Source organism: Streptomyces sp. NPDC050610 (genome assembly GCF_040654875.1).
Lineage (GTDB): Bacteria > Actinomycetota > Actinomycetes > Streptomycetales > Streptomycetaceae > Streptomyces.
In genome coordinates this window covers 235,797-254,061 of record NZ_JBFAIV010000007.1, presented here as the reverse complement: position 1 = coordinate 254,061, position 18,265 = coordinate 235,797, and the positions used below count along the sequence as shown (strand labels likewise).

The window sequence follows — 18,265 nt, the reverse complement described above, 5'->3', positions numbered from 1 at the left end:
CGGGGCGCCGCTTCGGCGGAGATCCCGCGAGTCCGCGAGGAGTAATGAGCCTGTGTCATACCCCTGGCCGGTCAAGGCCGGGACGCTACCGCCGCTCGGCCGAGGACGGCGTGCCGCTCCACGGTGCGTCCTTGCCGCCGGCGATCTCGGCGGCGGCGAGCGGGCTCCAGTAGTCGCGGTAGTGGGTGATGAGACCGTTCTCGACGGTGACGACCGCGATGTAGGTCATCTCGTACGGGCGGTCGGTCGCCAGGGCGCGCCCCTCGGCGCGCATCTCGACGATGACGACCTCGGGGCGCTCGCTCCGGTGTACCTCGACGTACGGGAAGCCGGTGATGTCGACGAGGTCCGGGAAGGCGGCCATGTAGGCGTGTACGGCGGCCTTGCCGTCCAGTCGGCGGGGAGCCCCGGGCTGGGCTAGGGGGAATTCGAGAACGCCGTGATCGGCCCACAGGTCGACCCAGGCGTCGATGTCGCCCGCGACCAGGAGGTCGAGTCCGTGCCGGAAGACGGCGGCGGGGGTGGTGTCCGTCATGGTGTGTTCCTCTCGATGGAGCGGCGGGCGCGATGCGCCGAGGCGGCCGCGATAGGATGCGGACCGTCGGTCCACATCACCATACGGACCGTCGGTCCGGATATCTAGCCCCGGCAACACGCCGCTTTCAGGAGGAGCCATGCCCCCCGCACGCAAGGAGCGGGCCGACGCCGCCCGCAACCGCGAGGCGGTACTCGCCGCCGCCGACCGGCTGTTCGCCGAGCGCGGCGACTGCGAGGTGTCCATGGACGACATCGCCGCGGCGGCCGGGGTCGGCAAGGGCACGCTCTTCCGCCGGTTCGGCGACCGCGTCGGCCTGATCAAGGCGCTGGTCGCGCAGCGCTCCGAAGCCCTGCGGGCCGGCATCGCGACGGGCCCACCGCCGCTCGGCCCCGGCGGCGCGGCCGACGAACGCGCCCTCGCGCTCCTCGACGCCCTGCTCCGCTTCAAGCTGGACAACCGCCCCTTGATGCTCGCCTTGGAGAACGCGGGCAGCGGCAGTCCGTACCTGAGCGAGACCTACGGACCCTGGCACGCGCAACTCGCCGCCCTACTGGCCGAGGCCCGCGGCGAGCGGGACGCCGACTTCCTCGCCCACGCCCTGCTGGCGGCCGTACGGAGCGATCTCATCGAGCACCTCACCGCCGCGGGCACCTCCCCGGCCGACATCCGCTCAGGGCTCACCGCGCTCGCCCGCGCCGCATTGACCCCCTCCCCCTGAGCACCGAACCACCCCAACAGGCAGCGAGCGCAGGGAAGTTGACACCGTACGCCGTCGGCGGGTTGGCGTCGGCGGCACCCCGTCGACCATGATCGGGTCATGGCAGACTCAGAGATCAACGACACCGCGCACGACGGCCCCGCCGACCCCGGACGGCTGCGGACCGAGACCATAGCTCCGGGCGTCTTCGCCTTCATCCAGGGCGACGGCTCCTGGGGCTGGTCCAACGCGGGGCTCATAGCGAGCGGCGGCGAGGCGCTCCTCGTCGACACCTTCTACACGCTCCCCCAGACCCGGCGCCTGCGCGCCGCCGTCGCCGACGCCGCCCCCGGCGCCCGAATAACCACCGTCGTCAACACCCACCTCAACGGCGACCACTGCCACGGCAACCAGCTCTTCCCGGACGCCGAGGTCATCACCTCGGACGCCAACGCCGCCGGGATCGACCACGAGGTGCCGCCCGCCGCCTACCCGCAGCTCCAGCGGAACCCCCCGCCCGGCCCCGGCGGCGAGTACTTCATCCGGCACTTCGGTCACTTCGACTTCTCCGGCATCGAGCTCGCGCCGCCCACCCGTACCTTCGGCGACCGGCTGGACCTGCGCGTCGGCGACCTCGACGTCGAGCTGCTGAACGTCGGCCCGGCGCACACCGGCGGCGACGTGGTCGTCCATGTCCCGGAAGCGTCCACGGTCTTCTGCGGGGACGTCCTCTTCCAGGACGACCACCCGGTGGTGTGGGCGGGCCCGGTCCTCGCCTGGGCCGACGCGTGCGACCGCCTGCTGGCGACCGGCGCGCGGACCTTCGTGCCCGGCCACGGCCGGCTCGCGAGCCGCGCCGACATGGCCCGCTTCCGCGACTACTTCCGCTACGTCCACGAGGAGGCCGCGCGCGCCGCGGCGGCGGGGGTGCCGCTGGAGACCGCGGCACGTGCGATACCGCTCGGCGCGTACGCCGACTGGCCGTTGTCCGAGCGCGTGGTGACGGCCGTCGCCGCCGTCTACCGCGAGGTGGGCGCACCGGCTCCGGGGGAAGCCCTGGAGCTGCTGACGATGATGGCGGAGATCGCCGCCGAACGCGGGGCGAAGGCGCCGGAGTCCGGCCTCGCGGACCGTCTCCCCCACCAGGGCCGGGCGGCCCAGGGCGACCCGCACGGCGCTTCCTGATCGCTGGAGGGCCGCTTCACGAGCCTTCGCCGACCGCTCGCCGTCCGCTCGCCGATCGCCTCCCGCGCGCCCCGGACCGTACCGCGCACACCGTACGGTCCGGGGCGCGCCCGGCCCTCGCCAGCGCGCCTTCGCGCTGGTGGCGCGGCAGATGGATGACGACTCCGTTTAGCATTCGGGCATGAAGCTGCGTATGCCCCGCCGGCGCGGGCGGCTGTTCGCCGCCATAGCCGCCGTCGCCGTGCTCGCCGGGGCCGGTACCTGGACGGCTGCCGCCGCCGGCGGCGAAGCCCCCGTACACCGCGAAGACCACGTACTGTCGCTGCCCGAATCGCCGGGGTCCGGTGACACGGTCCGCATCGACACGTCGTTCTTCACCTCCGGCGGTACGGGCCGCAGACCGGCCGTCCTCCTCGCGCACGGCTTCGGCGGCAGCAAGGACGATCTGCGCGGCCAGGCGGAGAGACTGGCGCGCGACGGCTACGCCGTGCTGACCTGGTCGGCGCGCGGCTTCGGCAGCTCCACGGGCCGGATCGGACTCAACGACCCGCACCACGAGGTCGCCGACACCAGCAAGCTCATCGACTGGCTGGCGAAACGCCCCGAGGTGCGGCTCGACAAACCCGGCGACCCGCGGGTCGGCATCGCGGGCGCCTCCTACGGCGGAGCGATCTCGCTGCTCGCGGCCGGGTACGACAAGCGCGTCGACGCCATCGCCCCACAGATCACCTACTGGGATCTCGCCGAATCCCTTTTCCCCGACGACGTCTTCAAGAAGCTCTGGGCCGGGATCTTCTTCACCACCGGCTCGACCACCACCGGGATCGGCGACGCGCGGGCGGCGCCGTCGCAGTCTTCAGGGTGCGGGCGGTTCGAGAAGGCGCTGTGCGACATGTACGAGCGGGTGGCCGTCGCCGGGAAACCGGACGCGCGGGCCCGCGAACTGCTCCAGGCGCGCAGCCCGTCCGCGGTCGCCGACCGGATCAAGGTGCCCACTCTCATCACGCAGGGCCAGACCGACTCGCTCTTCCCCCTCGGCCAGGCCGACGCCATGGCCAGGGCGATCAGGGCCAACGACGCGCCCGTGGCCGTGGACTGGATCGCGGGCGGCCACGACGGCGGCGACCGCGAGACGGGCCGGGTGGAGCGGCGCACCGAGGCGTGGTTCGACCGCTACCTCAAGGGGGATGAGGGCGCGAACACCGGGCCCGCCTTCCGCGTCACCCGGACCGGCGGCGTCGACTCCACCAACGGTTCGGCGCAGCTGCGCGGCGCGAGCGGCGACCGCTATCCGGGGCTCGCGAACGACGAGCGGACGGTACGGCTCACGGGCGGCGAGCAGACCTTCGCCAATCCGGCCGGCGCGGGCCCGGCCGCCATCTCCTCGGTGCCCGGCATCGGCGCCGTCTCGCAGCTCTCCGGCCTCGGCGCCGGACTCTCCCTCGACTTCCCCGGCCAGTACGCGCGCTTCGACTCCGCGCCCCTGTCGACCGGGGTGCGCGTCACCGGATCGCCGAGCGTGAAACTGCGGGTGAAGGCGGACAGCGGCGAGGCCGTGCTGTTCGCGAAGGTCTACGACGTCGGGCCGAACGGCCGGCAGCAGCTGCCGTCCCAGATCGTGACCCCGCTCCGGATCACCGGCGCGAAGGACGGCCGCACCGTCGAGGTGCGGCTGCCCGCCGTCGACCACAACTTCGCCGCCGGGCACCGGATGCGCCTGGTCCTCGCCGCCACCGACATGGGCTACGCCTCGCCGGTCGAGCCCGCCTCGTACACCGTCTCGCTCGCGGACCCGGGGCTGCGGGCGCCGACGGCGCCGGAGGTGCGGACGGCCTCCGCCGGACTGCCGTGGTGGACATGGGGGCTGCCGGCCGCGGGCGCGGCCGTCGCCGTGGTCCTACTGCTCGTCGGCCGCCGCCGCACCGCGACGCCCGCGCCCGACCCGGCCCTGGCCGACGTGCCGCTGGAGATCACGGACCTGAGCAAGCGGTACGCGAAGTCCGCCGACCGCTACGCGGTACGGGACCTGTCCTTCCGGGTGGAGCGCGGGCAGGTGCTGGGGCTGCTCGGCCCCAACGGCGCGGGCAAGACCACCACCCTGCGGATGCTGATGGGCCTCATCCGGCCGGACGGCGGCTCCATCCGGGTCTTCGGGCACGCGATCCGGCCGGGCGCGCCCGTGCTGTCGCGGGTCGGCGCGTTCGTCGAGGGCGCGGGGTTCCTGCCGCACCTGACCGGCCGGGCCAACCTCGACCTGTACTGGCGAGCGACCGGCCGGCCCGCCGAGGACGCCCACGTCGATGAGGCCCTGGAGATCGCCGGGCTCGGCTCGGCGCTGGACCGCGCGGTCCGTACGTACAGCCAGGGCATGCGGCAGCGGCTGGCCATCGCGCAGGCCATGCTCGGACTGCCGGACCTGCTGATCCTGGACGAGCCGACGAACGGCCTCGACCCGCCGCAGATCCGCGAGATGCGCGAGGTGATGATCCGCTACGCGGCGGCCGGGCGCACCGTCATCGTCTCCAGCCACCTGCTCTCCGAGGTGGAGCAGAGCTGTACGCACCTGGTGGTGATGGACCGCGGGCGGCTGGTGCGAGCCGGGCCGGTCGCGGAGATCATCGGCTCGGGCGACACGCTGCTCGTCGGCGTGGCGGGCGGGCTGTCCGAGGCGGTGTGCGAGAAGGTCGCCGCGCTGCCGGGCGTCGCCTCGGCCGTCCCCGCCGACGAGGGGCTGCTGGTGCGGCTGGACGGCCTCGGCGCCTCCGAACTCCTCGTCGAGCTGGTCCGGCTGGAGATCCCGGTGGCGAGCGTCGGTCCGCACCGCCGCCTGGAGGACGCGTTCCTGACCCTGATCGGAGGCTCCGCGTGAGCACGTCCACGAGTACGCCGAGTACGTCCCCGAGCGCGCCGGAGCCGGGCGCGGCGCCGGCGTCCGCGCCGGGTTACCGGGCCCGGCACACCCTGCCGCTGCGCGTCGAGGCGATGCGGCAGCTGCGGCGCAGGCGCACGCTGGTGGTCGGGGCGGTGCTGGCGGTGCTGCCGTTCGTGCTGATCGCGGCGTTCGCGATCGGCGGGCAGCCGAGCAGCCAGAGCGGCCGGGTGTCGCTGATCGACTCCGCGACCGCCTCCGGCGCGAACTTCACGGCGACCTGCCTCTTCGTCTCCGCGGGTTTCCTGCTGGTGGTGCCGGTGGCGCTGTTCTGCGGCGACACGGTGGCGTCCGAGGCGAGCTGGTCCTCGCTGCGCTATCTGCTGGCCGCGCCCGTGCCGCGCGCCCGGCTGCTGCTGAGCAAGCTGGCGGTGGCGCTGGGCTTCAGCGCGGCGGCGATGGTGCTGCTGCCGCTGGTCGCCCTGGCGGCGGGCACGGCCGCGTACGGCTGGGGCGACCTGCGGCTTCCGACGGGCGGCGCGCTCCCCTCCGGGGACGCCGTGCCGCGGCTGCTGCTCGTGGTCGCGTACATCTTCGTCGGCCAGCTGGTCACGGCGGCGCTCGCCTTCTGGCTCTCCACGGTCACCGACGCGCCGCTCGGCGCGGTCGGCGGCGCGGTGGGCCTCACGATCGTCGGCAACGTCCTGGACGCGGTCACGGCGCTCGGCCACTGGCGCGACTTCCTGCCCGCGCACTGGCAGTTCGCGTGGGCGGACGCGCTCCAGCCGCAGCTGGAGTGGGGCGGCATGATCAGGGGCTCGGCGGTTTCGGTGGCGTACGCGCTGGTGCTCTTCGCGCTGGCCTTCCGGCACTTCAGGGCGAAGGATGTCGTGTCCTGATACCTGTGTCCTGACACCCCGCCCGCCGAGCATCCGGCCTGGCCCGGCGCAGGGCAGCGTGGCTCCCCGATGCGGGCGACGCGGCCTGGGCCGGACGGCGCTTGATGCGGTGCGTCGCGCGGTGGGGATGCGCCCTGGAGCGGGCGGCATGCCCTGACACACGGCGACGCGATCCGGGCCGTCCGGCTCGTCTAGCTCATCTGGCTCATCTAGCTCATCTGGCTCGTCCGGCTCGTCCGGCTCGTCCGGCTCGTCCGGCTCGTCCGGCTCGTCCGGCTCGTCCGGCTCGTCCGGCTCGTCCGGCCCAGTAGAGACACGCCCCTTCGCGAGGCGCGAGCCCGGCGCGGGGCCCAACCCGACGCGGGCCCAACCCGACGCGGGGCGCGAGCGCCCCGCGTCATCGCGCCGTGCCCGCCAACAGCCAGCGCCGTACGGGGACTTCCAGCAGTACGCGGTCGCTACCCGGCTTCTCGGGGGCGGTGACGTCCCACTCGTACTTCGCCGCGAAGGCCGCCACGATGTCCGCCGGGAAGCCGTCGCGGTGCAGCGCCGCGTCGCCCTCGGCGACGACCGGGTACCGGCCGTCCTCCAGCGCCAGGGAGACGCGGGGCTCGGACTCGATGTTGGCGATCTTGACCGAGCCGCTGTCCGTGCCGATCCACCACCTGGCCCGCTCGAAGACGAACCAGACCGGGGTGACATGGGCGGAGCCGTCCGGCCGTACCGTGCACAGCCAGACGTTCTTCTCCCGCGCCAGGCGGGCGCGGACGGCGGACCCCAGCGGACTCACAAGATCACTCATCCGCCCATTGCACCCGCGCCGCGCGCCGAGCGCATCGGACGGCCGCCTCGGACCATGGTCCTACGCCCCTTCCGCGGCTCCCGGGCCCGCGCGCTCACCCCGCCCCGTACACCGGCTGCGGTTCCTCGGCCCGTGCCAGGAGTTCACGCGCCGCCTCCCCCGCCTCGGCCGGTGTCCAGCGGGCGCCCTTGTCGGCGGTGGGGCCGGGGCGCCAGCCCTCCATCACGGTGATGCGCCCGGCTTCGGCCTCGAAGACCCGGCCGGTCACCCCGGCGCTGGCGGCGGAGCCGAGCCAGACGACGAGCGGGGAGACGTTGCCCGGGGCCATCGCGTCGAACGCGTCGCCGTCTGGGGCGGCCATCGTCTCGGCGAACGTCCGCTCGGTCATCCGGGTACGGGCGGCGGGCGCGATGGCGTTGACGAGTACGCCGTAGCGGGCCGTCTCGGCGGCGGCGACGAGGGTCAGGCCCAGGATTCCGGCTTTGGCGGCCGCGTAGTTGCCCTGCCCCACGCTGCCCAGCAGGCCGGCCCCGGAACTGGTGTTGACGACGCGGGCCTCTGGGGTACGGCCCGCCTTGGACTCGGCGCGCCAGTGCGCGACGGCGTGCTTGAGCGGCAGGAAGTGGCCTCGCAGATGGACCCGTACGACGGCGTCCCAGTCGTCCTCGTCCAGGTTGACGAGCATCCGGTCGCGCAGGAAGCCCGCGTTGTTGACCAGGGTGTCGAGGCGCCCGTACGCGTCCAGGGCCGTGGCGATCAGGGACCGGGCGCCCTCGGCGGTGGCGATGTCGCCGCCGTGCGCGACGGCTTCGCCGCCCGCCGCGCGGATCTCGTCGACGACGCGCAGCGCGGGGCCGCCAAGGGTGGCATCGCCGCCTCCGTCTCCGTCGAGGCCGACGCCGAGGTCGTTGACCACCACCTTCGCTCCCGCCGCGGCGAGGGCGAGCGCGTGGGCGCGGCCGAGCCCGCGGCCCGCGCCGGTGACGGCGGCGACGCGTCCGGCACAGATTCCGGTCATGTCATCTCTCCTTGTTCTGCGGTGGGTCGGGCAGCGCCGGAAGACGAATCTCCAGGGGAGCCGGACGCGCGTCCGGCCGCACGGTCGGCGGCGCGTCCGGCCGGTCCGCCGGCCACGCGTTCGGCCGGTCCGGCGGCGTCGTGGTTGACCGTCGCGGCGTCCAGGAACGCGGGGCGCTCCCCTCCCCCGTGGACGAGCAGGCTCGCTCCGGTGACGTACGCGGCCAGGTCGGAGGCGAGGTAGACGCAGGCGTCGCCGATCTCGGCGGGTTCGGCGAGCCTGCCCAGCGGCACGGTGCGGCCGACGGCCGCGATGCCCTGCTCGTCCCCGTAGTGGAGGTGCGAGAGTTCGGTGCGGACCATGCCGAGGATCAGGGTGTTGACGCGGATGCGCGGCGCCCATTCGACGGCCATGGAGCGGGCCAGGTTCTCCAGGCCCGCCTTGGCGGCCCCGTACGCGGCCGTGCCCGGCGAGGGGCGGGCGCCGCTGACGCTGCCGATCATGGTGATGGAGCCGCCGGCGGCGGCCAGGGCCGGGTGTGCGGCGAGCGAGGCCGTCAGCGGGGCGATGAGGTTGAGTTCGACGGTCCGCGCGGCGCGCCTCGGGTCGCTGTCGGCGAGCAGTCGGTAGGGGCTGCCGCCGGCGTTGTTGACGAGGGCGTCCAGCCGTCCGTACGCGCCCTCGACCCGGTCGAAGAGGCGGCCGACGGCGTCCGGGTCGCGGAGGTCCACGGCGTGGAAGCGGGCGGTTCTGCCGTCGGCCTCGACGGGCCGGTCGGGCGGGCGGCGGGCGCAGGCGACGACCTCGGCCCCGGCCGCCAGCAGGGCGCGGCTGATGCCCGCGCCGACCCCCCGGGTCCCGCCGGTGACAACGGCGACGCGGCCGGACAGATCGATGGTGACCGCCACTTGGCACCTCCCGCAGCGGGCGATCCGCTGCTACCTTCTCACCTAACAAACGTTTGGTGGAAAGGTAGCTGATCCGCTCATGGGTGTCTCCACCTCCGCACCGCACGACGGTGTCCGCGTCGTCACGGCGGACTTCCCACCGGTCAACGCCCTCCCCGTGCGGGGCTGGCACGAACTGGCCGAAGCCGTACGGGACGCGGGCGCCGATCCCGGCGTGCGCTGCGTCGTGCTGACCGCCGCCGGGCGCGGCTTCAACGCGGGCGTCGACATCAAGGAGATCCAGCGCTCGGCGGGCCACGAGGCGCTCATCGGCGCCAACCGCGGCTGCTACGAGGCGTTCGCCGCGGTCTACGAGTGCGAGGTGCCGGTGGTGGCGGCCGTGCACGGGCACTGCCTCGGCGGCGGCATCGGGCTCGTCGGCAACGCCGACGCCATCGTGGCGAGCGAGGACGCCGTCTTCGGCCTGCCGGAGCTGGACCGGGGTGCGCTCGGCGCGGCCACCCACCTCGCCCGGCTGGTCCCGCAGCACCTGATGCGCGCCCTGTACTACACCTCGCGGACCGCGACCGCCCGGGAGCTGCACCACCACGGCTCCGTCTGGCAGGTCGTCAGCCGCGCGGAACTGCCGGACGCCGCCTTGGCGTTGGCCCGTGAGATCGCCGCGAAGGACGGCGCTCTGATCCGGCTCGCCAAGGCCGCCATCAACGGCATCGACCCGGTGGACGTACGGCGCAGCTACCGCTTCGAGCAGGGCTTCACCTTCGAGGCCAACCTCAGCGGCGCCGCCGACCGCGTCCGCTCCACCTTCGGCGGCGAGGAGTAGCCGTGGCCCGCGACAGGACCGAGAAGCTCATGACGGCCGATCAGGTCGCCGGCCGGCTGGAGAGCGGCATGACGGTGGGCATCGGCGGCTGGGGGTCACGGCGCAAGCCGATGGCTCTCGTACGGGCGCTGCTGCGCTCGGAGGTGACCGACCTGACCGTGGTCTCCTACGGCGGCCCGGACGTGGGGCTGCTGGCGGCCGCCGGAAAGATCCGCAAGCTGGTCGCGGCGTTCGCGACGCTCGATTCGATCCCCCTCGAACCCCACTTCCGCGCCGCCCGCCAGCGCGGGGACTTCGAGCTGATGGAGCTGGACGAGGCGATGTTCATGTGGGGGCTGACGGCGGCGGCCCACCGGCTGCCGTTCCTGCCCGTACGGGCCGGGCTCGGCTCCGACGTGATGACGGTCAACCCGTCGCTGCGCACCGTCACCTCGCCGTACGAGGACGGGGAGGAGTTCGTGGCCGCGCCCGCGCTGAGGCTGGACGCGGCGCTCGTCCACCTCAACCGGGCGGACGCGCGCGGGAACGGCCAGTACCTGGGCCCGGACCCGTACTTCGACGACCTGTTCTGCGAGGCGGCCACCGACGCGTACGTCTCGTGCGAACGCGTTGTCGAGACCACCGAGTTCACCGAAGCGGGCGGCCCGCAGACGCTTCTGGTGGGGCGTCAGGAGGTGACGGGCGTCGTGGAGGCGCCGAACGGCGCGCACTTCACGTCCTGCGTGCCGGACTACGGCCGCGACGAGCCGTTCCAGGCCGCGTACGCCAAGGCCGCCGCCGACCCCGCCGCCTGGCGGGAGTTCACCGAGCGCTTCCTCGGCGGGGACGAGGACGCCTATCAGGCCGCGGTCGCGGCCTTCGCGAAGGAGGGCGCATGAGCGACGGGAACGAGCCGGGGACCGCTTCCGGGGCGACGCGGGCCGAGTACTGCGTGATCGCCTGCGCGGAGGCGTGGCGCGGCGACGGGGAGATCCTGGCCAGCCCGATGGGCACCGTGCCCAGCATCGGGGCGCGGCTCGCGAAGCTGACCTTCTCGCCCGAGCTGCTGCTCACGGACGGCGAGGCGCTGCTGATCGGCGACGTGCCGGCGCTCGGCGAGGCGGCGCACGTCATCGAGGGGTGGCTGCCCTACCGGCGGCATCTGGCGATGGTCACCGGCGGCAAGCGGCACGTGATGATGGGCGCGAGCCAGCTCGACCGCTACGGCAACCAGAACATCTCCTGCATCGGCGACTGGCAGCGGCCCGCCCGGCAGCTCCTCGGGGTACGCGGAGCACCGGCCAACACCCTGAACAACCCTACGAGTTACTGGGTGCCCAGGCACTCGACGCGGGTGCTGGTCGAGAAGGTCGACATGGTCTGCGGCGTCGGCTATGAGCGGGCGGCGGCGGCCGGGCCGTCGGCGACGCGCTTCCACCGCATCCCGCGGGTCATCACGGATCTCGCCGTCCTCGACTTCGAGACGCCCGACCACCGCATGCGCGTACGGTCCCTGCACCCCGGCGTGAGCGCGGACCGGCTCCGCGAGGCCACCGGCTTCCCGCTGGACGTGCCGGCCGACGTGCCCCGCACGCGTGAGCCGACCGCCGAGGAGCTGCGGCTGATCAGGGAGGTCATCGATCCCCGGGGGCTGCGGGACCGGGAGGTACGGGCGTGAGCGAGCGGCGGATCGCGACCCCGCTCACCGAACTGGTCGGCGTGCGCCACCCCTTGGTGCAGACCGGCATGGGCTGGGTCGCGGGCCCCCGGCTGGTCTCCGCGTCCGCGAACGCCGGGGCGCTCGGCATTCTCGCCTCCGCGACCATGACGGTTCCTCAACTCCGTTCCGCGATACGGGAGGTGCAATCCCGTACGGACGCGCCGTTCGGCGTCAATCTGCGGGCGGACGCGGGCGACGCGGCGGAGCGGGTCGGCGTGATCATCGAGGAGGGGGTGTGCATCGCCTCCTTCGCGCTCGCGCCCTCGCGCGAGCTGATCGGCCGGCTCAAAGACGCGGGCGTCGTGGTCATCCCCTCCATCGGCGCGCGCCGGCACGCCGAGAAGGTGGTGGCCTGGGGCGCGGACGCGGTCATCGTCCAGGGCGGCGAGGGCGGCGGCCACACCGGGGAGGTCGCCACGACCGTGCTGCTCCCGCAGGTGGTCGACGCGGTCGGCATCCCCGTCGTCGCGGCGGGCGGCTTCCGCGACGGGCGCGGTCTCGTGGCGGCCCTCGCGCACGGCGCGGCCGGCATCGCCATGGGCACCCGTTTTCTGCTCACCGCCGAGAGCACGGTGCCGGACGCGGTGAAGGCCCGGTACCTGGCGGCCACCGTCAAGGACGTCACGCTCACCACCAAGGTCGACGGCCTCCCCCATCGGATGCTGCGTACGGCGCTGGTGGCGGAGCTGGAGCGCTCGGGTCGCGCCGCCTCGCTCGTACGGGCGCTGCGGCACGCCGCGTCCTTCCGGAAGCTCTCGGGGCTGAGCTGGCCGGCGATGGTGCGCGACGGGCTCGCGATGAAACACGGCAAGGACCTGACCTGGAGTCAGGTCCTGCTGGCCGCCAACACCCCGATGCTGCTGCGTGCGTCGATGGTGGAGGGCCGCACCGATCTCGGCGTGATGGCCGCGGGCCAGGTCGCGGGCCTCATCGAGGACCTGCCGACCTGCGCGGAGCTGGTGGACCGCGTGATGGAGCAGGCGTGCGCGACGCTGGCAGGGCTGCCCGCCCCCGAGTGACGCGGAGCGCCTGGCGGCGGGGCCGAGCCCCCCGGTGATTCCCCCAGGGGGCCGATCCGCGGGAGCCGCCGCTACAGCCGCTCGATGATCGTGACGTTCGCCTGGCCGCCGCCCTCGCACATCGTCTGGAGGCCGTAGCGCCCGCCGGTGCGCTCCAGCTCGTGCAGGAGCGTGGTCATGAGCCGGACGCCGGTGGCGCCCAGCGGGTGGCCCAGCGCGATGGCGCCGCCGTTGACGTTGACCTTCTCGGGGTCCGCGCCGGTCTCGCGCAGCCAGGCCAGGACGACGGGCGCGAACGCCTCGTTGATCTCGACCAGGTCGATGCCGTCGATCGCCATGCCGGTCTTCTTCAGCGCGTGCGCCGTGGCGGGGATGGGCGCGGACAGCATCCGGATGGGGTCCTCGCCGCGTACGGAGAGGTGGTGGACGCGGGCGCGCGGGGTCAGCCCGTGGTCGCGTACGGCCTGTTCGGAGGCGAGGAGCAGGGCGGCGGCGCCGTCCGAGACCTGGGAGGAGACGCCCGCGGTGAGGCTGCCGCCCTCGACGACGGGTTTGAGCGCGGCCATCTTCTCCAGCGAGGTGTCGCGGCGCGGGCCCTCGTCGGCGGTCACGTCCCCGTACGCGACGCTCTCGCGGGCGAAGCGGTCCTCGTCGAGGGCGCGGACGGCCCGCTGGTGGGAGCGGAGCGCGAATTCCTCCATGTCCCGGCGGGAGATGCCCCATTTCCCGGCGATCAGTTCGGCGCCGTGGAACTGGTCGACGGGCAGTCCGCCGTAGCGTGCGCGCCAGCCGCTCGACCCGGCGAAGGGGCCGTCGGTCAGGCCGAGCGGTTCGGCGGCCTTGCGGCTGGCGAAGGCGATGGGGATCTGCGACATGTTCTGGACGCCGCCCGCGACGACGAGGTCCTGGGTGCCGGAGAGCACGGCCTGGGCCGCGAAGTGGACGGCCTGCTGGGAGGAGCCGCACTGCCGGTCGACGGTGACGCCGGGCACCTCCTCGGGGAGCCCGGCCGCCAGCCAGCTGGTGCGGGCGATGTCGCCGGCCTGCGGGCCGACGGCGTCGAGGCAGCCGAAGACGACGTCCTCGACAGCGGCCGGGTCGATGCCGGAGCGCTGGACGAGGGCCTTGAGGACGTGCGCGCCGAGGTCGGCCGGGTGGGCTCCGGCGAGTCCGCCGCGGCGGCGGCCGACGGGGGTGCGTACCGCTTCGACGATGTAGGCCTCGGCCATGGGGTGTCTCTCCCTAACGGTTCGGTGGCGGTTCTCGCAGGGCGATGCCGTCCAGCACCATCGACAGGTACTGGCGGGCGATCTCCTCGGGGCTGTGCGTGCCGCCCGGCCGGTACCAGGACGCGGCGACCCACACGGTGTCGCGGACGAAGCGGTAGGTCAGGCGGATGTCGAGGTCGGCGCGGAAGACCTTGGCCGCGACGCCGCGCTCCAGGGTGCCGAGCCACGCCTGCTCGAATTTCCGCTGCGATTCGGTGAGGTAGCCGAAGCGCGGCTGGGCGGCGAGGTGGCGGGACTCCTTCTGGTAGATGGCGACGGCGGCGCGGTGCCGGTCGATCTCCCGGAAGGACTCGGTGACCAGGGCCTCGATGGTCTGCCGGGGGTCGAGTCCGGCGGCTAGGACGGCGTCGTAGCCGGCCCAGAGCTCGTCGAGGAAGGCGGTCAGGATCTCATCCAGCATCGACTCCTTGGAGTCGAAGTGGTAGTAGAGGCTGCCCGCGAGCATGCCCGCCTCGTCGGCGATCCGGCGGACGGTGGTGGCGTTGTATCCCTGGGCGGCGAAGACCTCGGCGGCGGTCGCGAGCAGTTCGCCGCGCCGCTCGGGCGAGGGGGTCACGGTGGGTTTCTTCTTGCTGTTCGGCACTCCCCCATTCTCGTCCCCCGGCTTCGTCGCTCACGCATGCTGGCTGCTGACCGGCACGCACTCGCCGGTCATGTACGAGGCGTAGCCGCTGGCCAGGAAGACGATCACGTTGGCGACCTCCCAGGGCTCGGCGTACCGGCCGAACGCCTCCCGCTCGGTGAGCTCGGCGAGCAGTTCGGGGGTGGTGACCTTCACGAGGTGCGGGTGCATGGCGAGGCTGGGCGCGACCGCGTTGACGCGCACGCCGTAGTCGGCGGCCTCGACGGCCGCGCAGCGGGTGAGCGCCATCACGCCGGCCTTGGCGGCGGCGTAGTGGGCCTGGCCGCGCTGGGCGCGCCAGCCGACGACGGAGGCGTTGTTGACGACGGCGCCGCCGCGGCCGGACGCGCGCATGCGGCGCAGGGCGCCCCGGGTGCAGCGGAACGTGCTGTTCAGGGTGGTGTCGAGGACCTTGTCCCACTGCTCGTCGGTCATCTCGACGAGGTCGGCGGTGCCGCCGAGTCCGGCGTTGTTGACGACGATGTCGAGGTGGCCGTGCCGCTCCTCGGCGAGGTCGAAGAGCGCCGCGACCTGGGCTTCGTCGGTGACGTCGCAGGGCAGTGAGGCGACGTTGTCCGCCCCGAACTCCTCGGCGAGCGCGGCCGTGGACTCGGCGAGCCGGCGGGTGTGCAGGTCGCCGAGGACGACGCGGGCGCCCTCTTGGAGGAATTTGCGGGCGGTGGCCCCGCCGATGCCGGCTCCGGCGGCGGCGGTGACGACCGCGCCGCGGCCGGCGAGCAGTCCGTGCCCGGGGACGTACGGCACGGGGGCGCGGGATTCCTCGACGCTGCTCATGGCCGTACGTTAACCTACCAAACACTTGTTAGGGAAGGAGTCGCCGATGACCGCCGCCCACGACGAACCCCACGACACGGCCCATGACCAGGTGGTGCGCTACGAGGTGAGCGGCTCGGTCGCCACCGTCACCATGAACCGGCCCGCCTACCGCAACGCCCAGAACTCCGCGATGACTTACGCCCTGGACCGCGCCTTCTACCGCGCCGCCGACGACGACGCGGTGAAGGCCGTCGTCCTCGCCGGAGCCGGTGAGCACTTCAGCGCCGGGCACGACATCGGCACCCCCGAGCGCGACGCCCACCTGCCGTTCGACCGGACGGCCGGGCTGTGGTGGGACCACTCGGACAAGGCCGGCGCGGAGAGCCGCTTCGCCCGCGAGTCCGAGGTCTACCTCGGCATGTGCCGGCGGTGGCGCGAGCTGCCGAAGCCGGTGATCGCCTCCGTCCAAGGGGCGTGCGTGGCGGGCGGGTTGATGCTGGCGTGGGTCTGCGACCTGATCGTCGCCGCCGAGGACGCGTTCTTCGCGGACCCGGTCGTGCGGATGGGCATCCCCGGCGTCGAGTACTTCGCGCACCCGTGGGTCATGCCGCCGCGCATCGCGAAGGAGTTCCTGTTCACCGGCGAGCGGATGAGCGCCCGGCGCGCGTACGAGGTGGGCATGGTCAACCGCGTCGTACCGCGGACCGAACTCGCCGACCGTACAAGCGAACTGGCGGCCCGTATCGCCGGCATGCCGCGCATGGGACTCGCGCTGACCAAGCGCGCCGTCAACCAGGCCGAGGACCTCCAGGGCCTGCACACCGGCCTGGACTCCGTCTTCGGCCTGCACCACCTCGCGCACGCCCACAACGCGGAGACGGCGGCCGACCCACTGGGCGGCATGGACGTACGCGCCATGAAGAAGGCGGGCTCCTGATGGATCTCGACTTCGGCGCCGAGGACGACGCGTTCCGGGCCGCGGCCCGGCAGTGGCTCGCCGAGCACGTACCGGCCGTGCCGCTGCCCTCGCTGGAGACGCGCGAGGGGTTCGCGGCGCACCGGGAGTGGGAGCGCACGCTGCACGCGGACCGCTGGTCGGTGGTCTCGTGGCCCGAGGAGTACGGAGGCCGGGCCGCCTCCGTCCTTCAGTGGCTGGTCTTCGAGGAGGAGTACTTCGCGGCCGGGGCGCCCGGCCGCGTCAGCCAGAACGGCATCAACCTCCTCGCGCCCACCCTCTTCGAGCACGGCACCGAGGAGCAGCGCGCCCGCGTGCTGCCCGCCATGGCGAGCGGCGAGCGGATCTGGGCGCAGGCGTGGTCCGAGCCGGGGGCGGGGTCCGACCTGGCGGCGCTGCGGTCCACCGCGACGCGGGTGGACGGCGGCTGGCTGCTCGGCGGCCTGAAGACCTGGTCGTCGCGGGCGGCCTTCGCCGACCTCGCCTTCGGCCTGTTCCGCAGCCATCCGGACGCGGACCGGCCGCACCGCGGGCTCACCTATGCGATGTTCCCGCTGGACGCGGAGGGCGTGACGGTGCGGCCCATCGGCCGGCTCGACGGCAAGCCCGCGTTCGCCGAGCTGTCGCTGGAGCGGGTCTTCGTCCCGGACCAGGACGTCATCGGCGAGCCCGGCCAGGGCTGGCGCGTCGCGATGAGCACGGCGGGCAGCGAACGGGGCCTGACGCTGCGCAGTCCGGGGCGGTTCACGGCCGCCGCCGAACGGCTCGTCGCCCTGTGGCGCGAGAGCGCGGATACGGGCGTTCCGGCGCTGCGCGACCGGGTCGCGGACGCCGTGATCGGCGCCCGCGCGTATCAGCTGTTCACCTACGGCAACGCCTCGCGCATCGCCGCCGGGGGTTCCATCGGGGCCGAGTCGAGCCTGAACAAGGTGTTCTGGTCCGAGCTGGACATCGCGCTGCACGAGTGCGCGCTGGACCTGCTCGGGCCGCTCGGCGAACTGTCGGACGGCGCCGAGGACGCGCCCGCGCACGGGAGTTGGGCGGACGGCTACACCTTCTCGCTCGCCGGTCCGATCTACGCGGGCACCAATGAGATCCAGCGCGACATCATCGCCGAGCGGTTGCTGGGCCTGCCGAAGGGGCGTCGGTCGTGAGGTTCCTCCTGGACGACGAGCAGACCGAGTTCGGCCGCACCCTGGACCGGATGCTGTCGGAGGCCGGGACGCCGTCGGCGGTACGGGCCTGGGCGGCCGGCGATCACGGGCCGGGCCGGGCACTGTTCGGCCGGCTCTCCGAGGCGGGGGTGTTCGCGCTGGCGGTGCCGGAGGCGTACGGCGGCATGGGACCACTCCCCGTCGAACTCGCCGTTTCCTTCGTGGAGTTGGGGCGGCACGCCGTTCCGGGTCCGCTGGTGGAGACGGTCGCCGCGGCCGCGCTCTGGGACCGGCTGGCGCGAGCGGGCGAGGCGGACGGGGCGAAGGAGTGGCTGCCCCGGCTGGCCGACGGCCGCGCGGCGGTGACGCTCGTGCTGCCCGGTCACAGTCCGTACGCGCTGGACGCCGACGCCGCCGACGCGGTCTTCGCCGTCACGGCGGCGGACGAGCTGCGGAGGTGCCGCGGGCACGGCCCCGTACAGCCCTCCCTCGATCCCGCCCGCCGCCTCTCACGTCCGCTGCCGGGAGGCGAGACGGTGGCGAGCGGGCCAGCGGTACGGGTCGCGGCCGACCACGCCGCCGACTGGGCGGCCTTCGCGACGGCCGCGCAGGCGCTGGGTACGGGGCTCGGGCTGCTGGAGCAGACGGTCGCGTATGTGAAGCAGCGGACCCAGTTCGGTGCGGCGATCGGCTCGTTCCAGGCGGTGAAGCACCGGCTGGCGGACACGCTCGTGGGTCTGGAGTTCGCCCGGCCCCTGGTCTTCGGGGCGGCGGTGGCGCTCGCTTCGGGGGCGCCGGGCGCCGGGGCCGAGATCGCGGCGGCGAAGGTCGCCGCGGGCGAGGCGGCGTACGCGGCGGCCCGTACCGCGCTCCAGCTGCACGGGGCGATCGGCTACACCGCCGAGCTGGATCTGTCGCTGTGGATCGGGAAGGCGCGGGCGCTGCGTTCGGCCTGGGGGACGCCCGCGGAGTGCCGGGCTCGGGCGCTGGATATATTTCGCTAGTAAAACA

The 18,265-nt window shown here is 73.8% G+C and carries 18 protein-coding genes; 11 read left to right on the top strand and 7 right to left on the bottom strand.

The window, feature by feature from the left end:
- Positions 1-85: 85 nt before the first annotated feature.
- A complete protein-coding gene (locus AB0I22_RS11900) occupies positions 86-535 on the bottom strand; it encodes a nuclear transport factor 2 family protein (protein WP_363130580.1) in 450 nt (149 codons plus the stop codon).
- Between the two features lie 139 nt (positions 536-674).
- Here AB0I22_RS11900 and AB0I22_RS11895 point away from each other — a divergent pair, with 139 nt between their 5' ends.
- The 4 genes from AB0I22_RS11895 (at position 675) to AB0I22_RS11880 (ending at position 6,188) form a co-directional block, all read left to right on the top strand.
- The gene (locus AB0I22_RS11895) at positions 675-1,256 is read left to right on the top strand and encodes a helix-turn-helix domain-containing protein (RefSeq protein WP_363130579.1); all 582 of its coding nucleotides are present in this window, start codon (positions 675-677) and stop codon (positions 1,254-1,256) included.
- Between the two features lie 99 nt (positions 1,257-1,355).
- A complete protein-coding gene (locus tag AB0I22_RS11890) occupies positions 1,356-2,420 on the top strand; it encodes an MBL fold metallo-hydrolase (RefSeq protein WP_363130578.1) in 1,065 nt (354 codons plus the stop codon).
- 181 nt (positions 2,421-2,601) lie between these two features.
- Positions 2,602-5,289 (top strand): CocE/NonD family hydrolase, encoded by a 2,688-nt coding sequence (locus tag AB0I22_RS11885; protein ID WP_363130577.1) that lies wholly within the window; start codon positions 2,602-2,604, stop codon positions 5,287-5,289.
- Positions 5,290-5,381: 92 nt separating this feature from the next.
- Entirely contained in the window at positions 5,382-6,188 is an 807-nt protein-coding gene (locus tag AB0I22_RS11880; RefSeq protein ID WP_363130651.1) for an ABC transporter permease subunit, read from the top strand.
- Between the two features lie 397 nt (positions 6,189-6,585).
- On the opposite strand, the gene AB0I22_RS11875 is transcribed toward AB0I22_RS11880, so the two are convergent.
- From AB0I22_RS11875 to AB0I22_RS11865, 3 genes are all read right to left on the bottom strand, one after another.
- A complete protein-coding gene (locus AB0I22_RS11875; protein ID WP_363130576.1) occupies positions 6,586-6,990 on the bottom strand; it encodes a pyridoxamine 5'-phosphate oxidase family protein in 405 nt (134 codons plus the stop codon).
- A 94-nt stretch (positions 6,991-7,084) separates the two neighbouring features.
- The gene (locus AB0I22_RS11870) at positions 7,085-8,008 is read right to left on the bottom strand and encodes an SDR family oxidoreductase (RefSeq protein ID WP_363130575.1); all 924 of its coding nucleotides are present in this window, start codon (positions 8,006-8,008) and stop codon (positions 7,085-7,087) included.
- Positions 8,005-8,916, bottom strand: coding sequence for an SDR family oxidoreductase (locus tag AB0I22_RS11865; RefSeq protein WP_363130574.1), 912 nt, complete (start codon positions 8,914-8,916; stop codon positions 8,005-8,007). The genes AB0I22_RS11870 and AB0I22_RS11865 overlap by 4 nt, the downstream gene beginning before the upstream one ends.
- A 79-nt stretch (positions 8,917-8,995) precedes the next feature.
- On the opposite strand from AB0I22_RS11865, the gene AB0I22_RS11860 reads away from it, so the two are divergent.
- The 4 genes from AB0I22_RS11860 to AB0I22_RS11845 are packed head-to-tail and all read left to right on the top strand — an operon-like array spanning position 8,996 to position 12,457.
- The gene (locus tag AB0I22_RS11860; protein WP_363130573.1) at positions 8,996-9,739 is read left to right on the top strand and encodes an enoyl-CoA hydratase family protein; all 744 of its coding nucleotides are present in this window, start codon (positions 8,996-8,998) and stop codon (positions 9,737-9,739) included.
- Between the two features lie 29 nt (positions 9,740-9,768).
- Positions 9,769-10,617: a CoA-transferase gene (locus tag AB0I22_RS11855; protein ID WP_363130650.1), complete on the top strand. Its 849-nt coding sequence runs from the start codon at positions 9,769-9,771 to the stop codon at positions 10,615-10,617.
- Positions 10,614-11,396, top strand: a complete 783-nt coding sequence (locus AB0I22_RS11850) for a CoA-transferase (protein WP_363130572.1) — start codon at positions 10,614-10,616, stop codon at positions 11,394-11,396. The genes AB0I22_RS11855 and AB0I22_RS11850 overlap by 4 nt, the downstream gene beginning before the upstream one ends.
- Positions 11,397-11,407: 11 nt before the next feature.
- Positions 11,408-12,457 (top strand): nitronate monooxygenase, encoded by a 1,050-nt coding sequence (locus tag AB0I22_RS11845; RefSeq protein ID WP_363130649.1) that lies wholly within the window; start codon positions 11,408-11,410, stop codon positions 12,455-12,457.
- A 71-nt stretch (positions 12,458-12,528) separates the two neighbouring features.
- On the opposite strand, the gene AB0I22_RS11840 is transcribed toward AB0I22_RS11845, so the two are convergent.
- The 3 genes from AB0I22_RS11840 to AB0I22_RS11830 are packed head-to-tail and all read right to left on the bottom strand — an operon-like array spanning position 12,529 to position 15,163.
- Positions 12,529-13,686: an acetyl-CoA C-acetyltransferase gene (locus tag AB0I22_RS11840; RefSeq protein ID WP_363130571.1), complete on the bottom strand. Its 1,158-nt coding sequence runs from the start codon at positions 13,684-13,686 to the stop codon at positions 12,529-12,531.
- A 13-nt stretch (positions 13,687-13,699) separates the two neighbouring features.
- On the bottom strand, positions 13,700-14,329 hold the full coding sequence (locus AB0I22_RS11835) for a TetR/AcrR family transcriptional regulator (RefSeq protein ID WP_363130570.1): 630 nt from the start codon (positions 14,327-14,329) through the stop codon (positions 13,700-13,702).
- Positions 14,330-14,359: 30 nt separating this feature from the next.
- Positions 14,360-15,163, bottom strand: coding sequence for an SDR family oxidoreductase (locus tag AB0I22_RS11830; protein WP_363130569.1), 804 nt, complete (start codon positions 15,161-15,163; stop codon positions 14,360-14,362).
- Positions 15,164-15,209: 46 nt separating this feature from the next.
- Here AB0I22_RS11830 and AB0I22_RS11825 point away from each other — a divergent pair, with 46 nt between their 5' ends.
- The 3 genes from AB0I22_RS11825 to AB0I22_RS11815 are packed head-to-tail and all read left to right on the top strand — an operon-like array spanning position 15,210 to position 18,258.
- Positions 15,210-16,082 (top strand): enoyl-CoA hydratase, encoded by an 873-nt coding sequence (locus tag AB0I22_RS11825; RefSeq protein ID WP_363130568.1) that lies wholly within the window; start codon positions 15,210-15,212, stop codon positions 16,080-16,082.
- Positions 16,082-17,254, top strand: a complete 1,173-nt coding sequence (locus AB0I22_RS11820) for an acyl-CoA dehydrogenase family protein (protein WP_363130567.1) — start codon at positions 16,082-16,084, stop codon at positions 17,252-17,254. Before AB0I22_RS11825 ends, AB0I22_RS11820 begins: the two co-directional genes overlap by 1 nt.
- Positions 17,251-18,258: an acyl-CoA dehydrogenase family protein gene (locus tag AB0I22_RS11815; RefSeq protein ID WP_363130566.1), complete on the top strand. Its 1,008-nt coding sequence runs from the start codon at positions 17,251-17,253 to the stop codon at positions 18,256-18,258. The genes AB0I22_RS11820 and AB0I22_RS11815 overlap by 4 nt, the downstream gene beginning before the upstream one ends.
- The last annotated feature ends 7 nt before the right edge of the window (positions 18,259-18,265 follow it).

Coding starts and splice junctions, on each gene's coding strand:
- AB0I22_RS11860 (WP_363130573.1), top strand. CDS start 8,996: ATGGGTGTCTCCACCTCCGCACCGCACGACGGTGTCCGCGTCGTCACG.
- AB0I22_RS11900 (WP_363130580.1), bottom strand. CDS start 535: ATGACGGACACCACCCCCGCCGCCGTCTTCCGGCACGGACTCGACCTC.
- AB0I22_RS11895 (WP_363130579.1), top strand. CDS start 675: ATGCCCCCCGCACGCAAGGAGCGGGCCGACGCCGCCCGCAACCGCGAG.
- AB0I22_RS11870 (WP_363130575.1), bottom strand. CDS start 8,008: ATGACCGGAATCTGTGCCGGACGCGTCGCCGCCGTCACCGGCGCGGGC.
- AB0I22_RS11875 (WP_363130576.1), bottom strand. CDS start 6,990: ATGAGTGATCTTGTGAGTCCGCTGGGGTCCGCCGTCCGCGCCCGCCTG.
- AB0I22_RS11830 (WP_363130569.1), bottom strand. CDS start 15,163: ATGAGCAGCGTCGAGGAATCCCGCGCCCCCGTGCCGTACGTCCCCGGG.
- AB0I22_RS11850 (WP_363130572.1), top strand. CDS start 10,614: ATGAGCGACGGGAACGAGCCGGGGACCGCTTCCGGGGCGACGCGGGCC.
- AB0I22_RS11855 (WP_363130650.1), top strand. CDS start 9,769: ATGACGGCCGATCAGGTCGCCGGCCGGCTGGAGAGCGGCATGACGGTG.
- AB0I22_RS11885 (WP_363130577.1), top strand. CDS start 2,602: ATGAAGCTGCGTATGCCCCGCCGGCGCGGGCGGCTGTTCGCCGCCATA.
- AB0I22_RS11890 (WP_363130578.1), top strand. CDS start 1,356: ATGGCAGACTCAGAGATCAACGACACCGCGCACGACGGCCCCGCCGAC.
- AB0I22_RS11840 (WP_363130571.1), bottom strand. CDS start 13,686: ATGGCCGAGGCCTACATCGTCGAAGCGGTACGCACCCCCGTCGGCCGC.
- AB0I22_RS11825 (WP_363130568.1), top strand. CDS start 15,210: ATGACCGCCGCCCACGACGAACCCCACGACACGGCCCATGACCAGGTG.
- AB0I22_RS11820 (WP_363130567.1), top strand. CDS start 16,082: ATGGATCTCGACTTCGGCGCCGAGGACGACGCGTTCCGGGCCGCGGCC.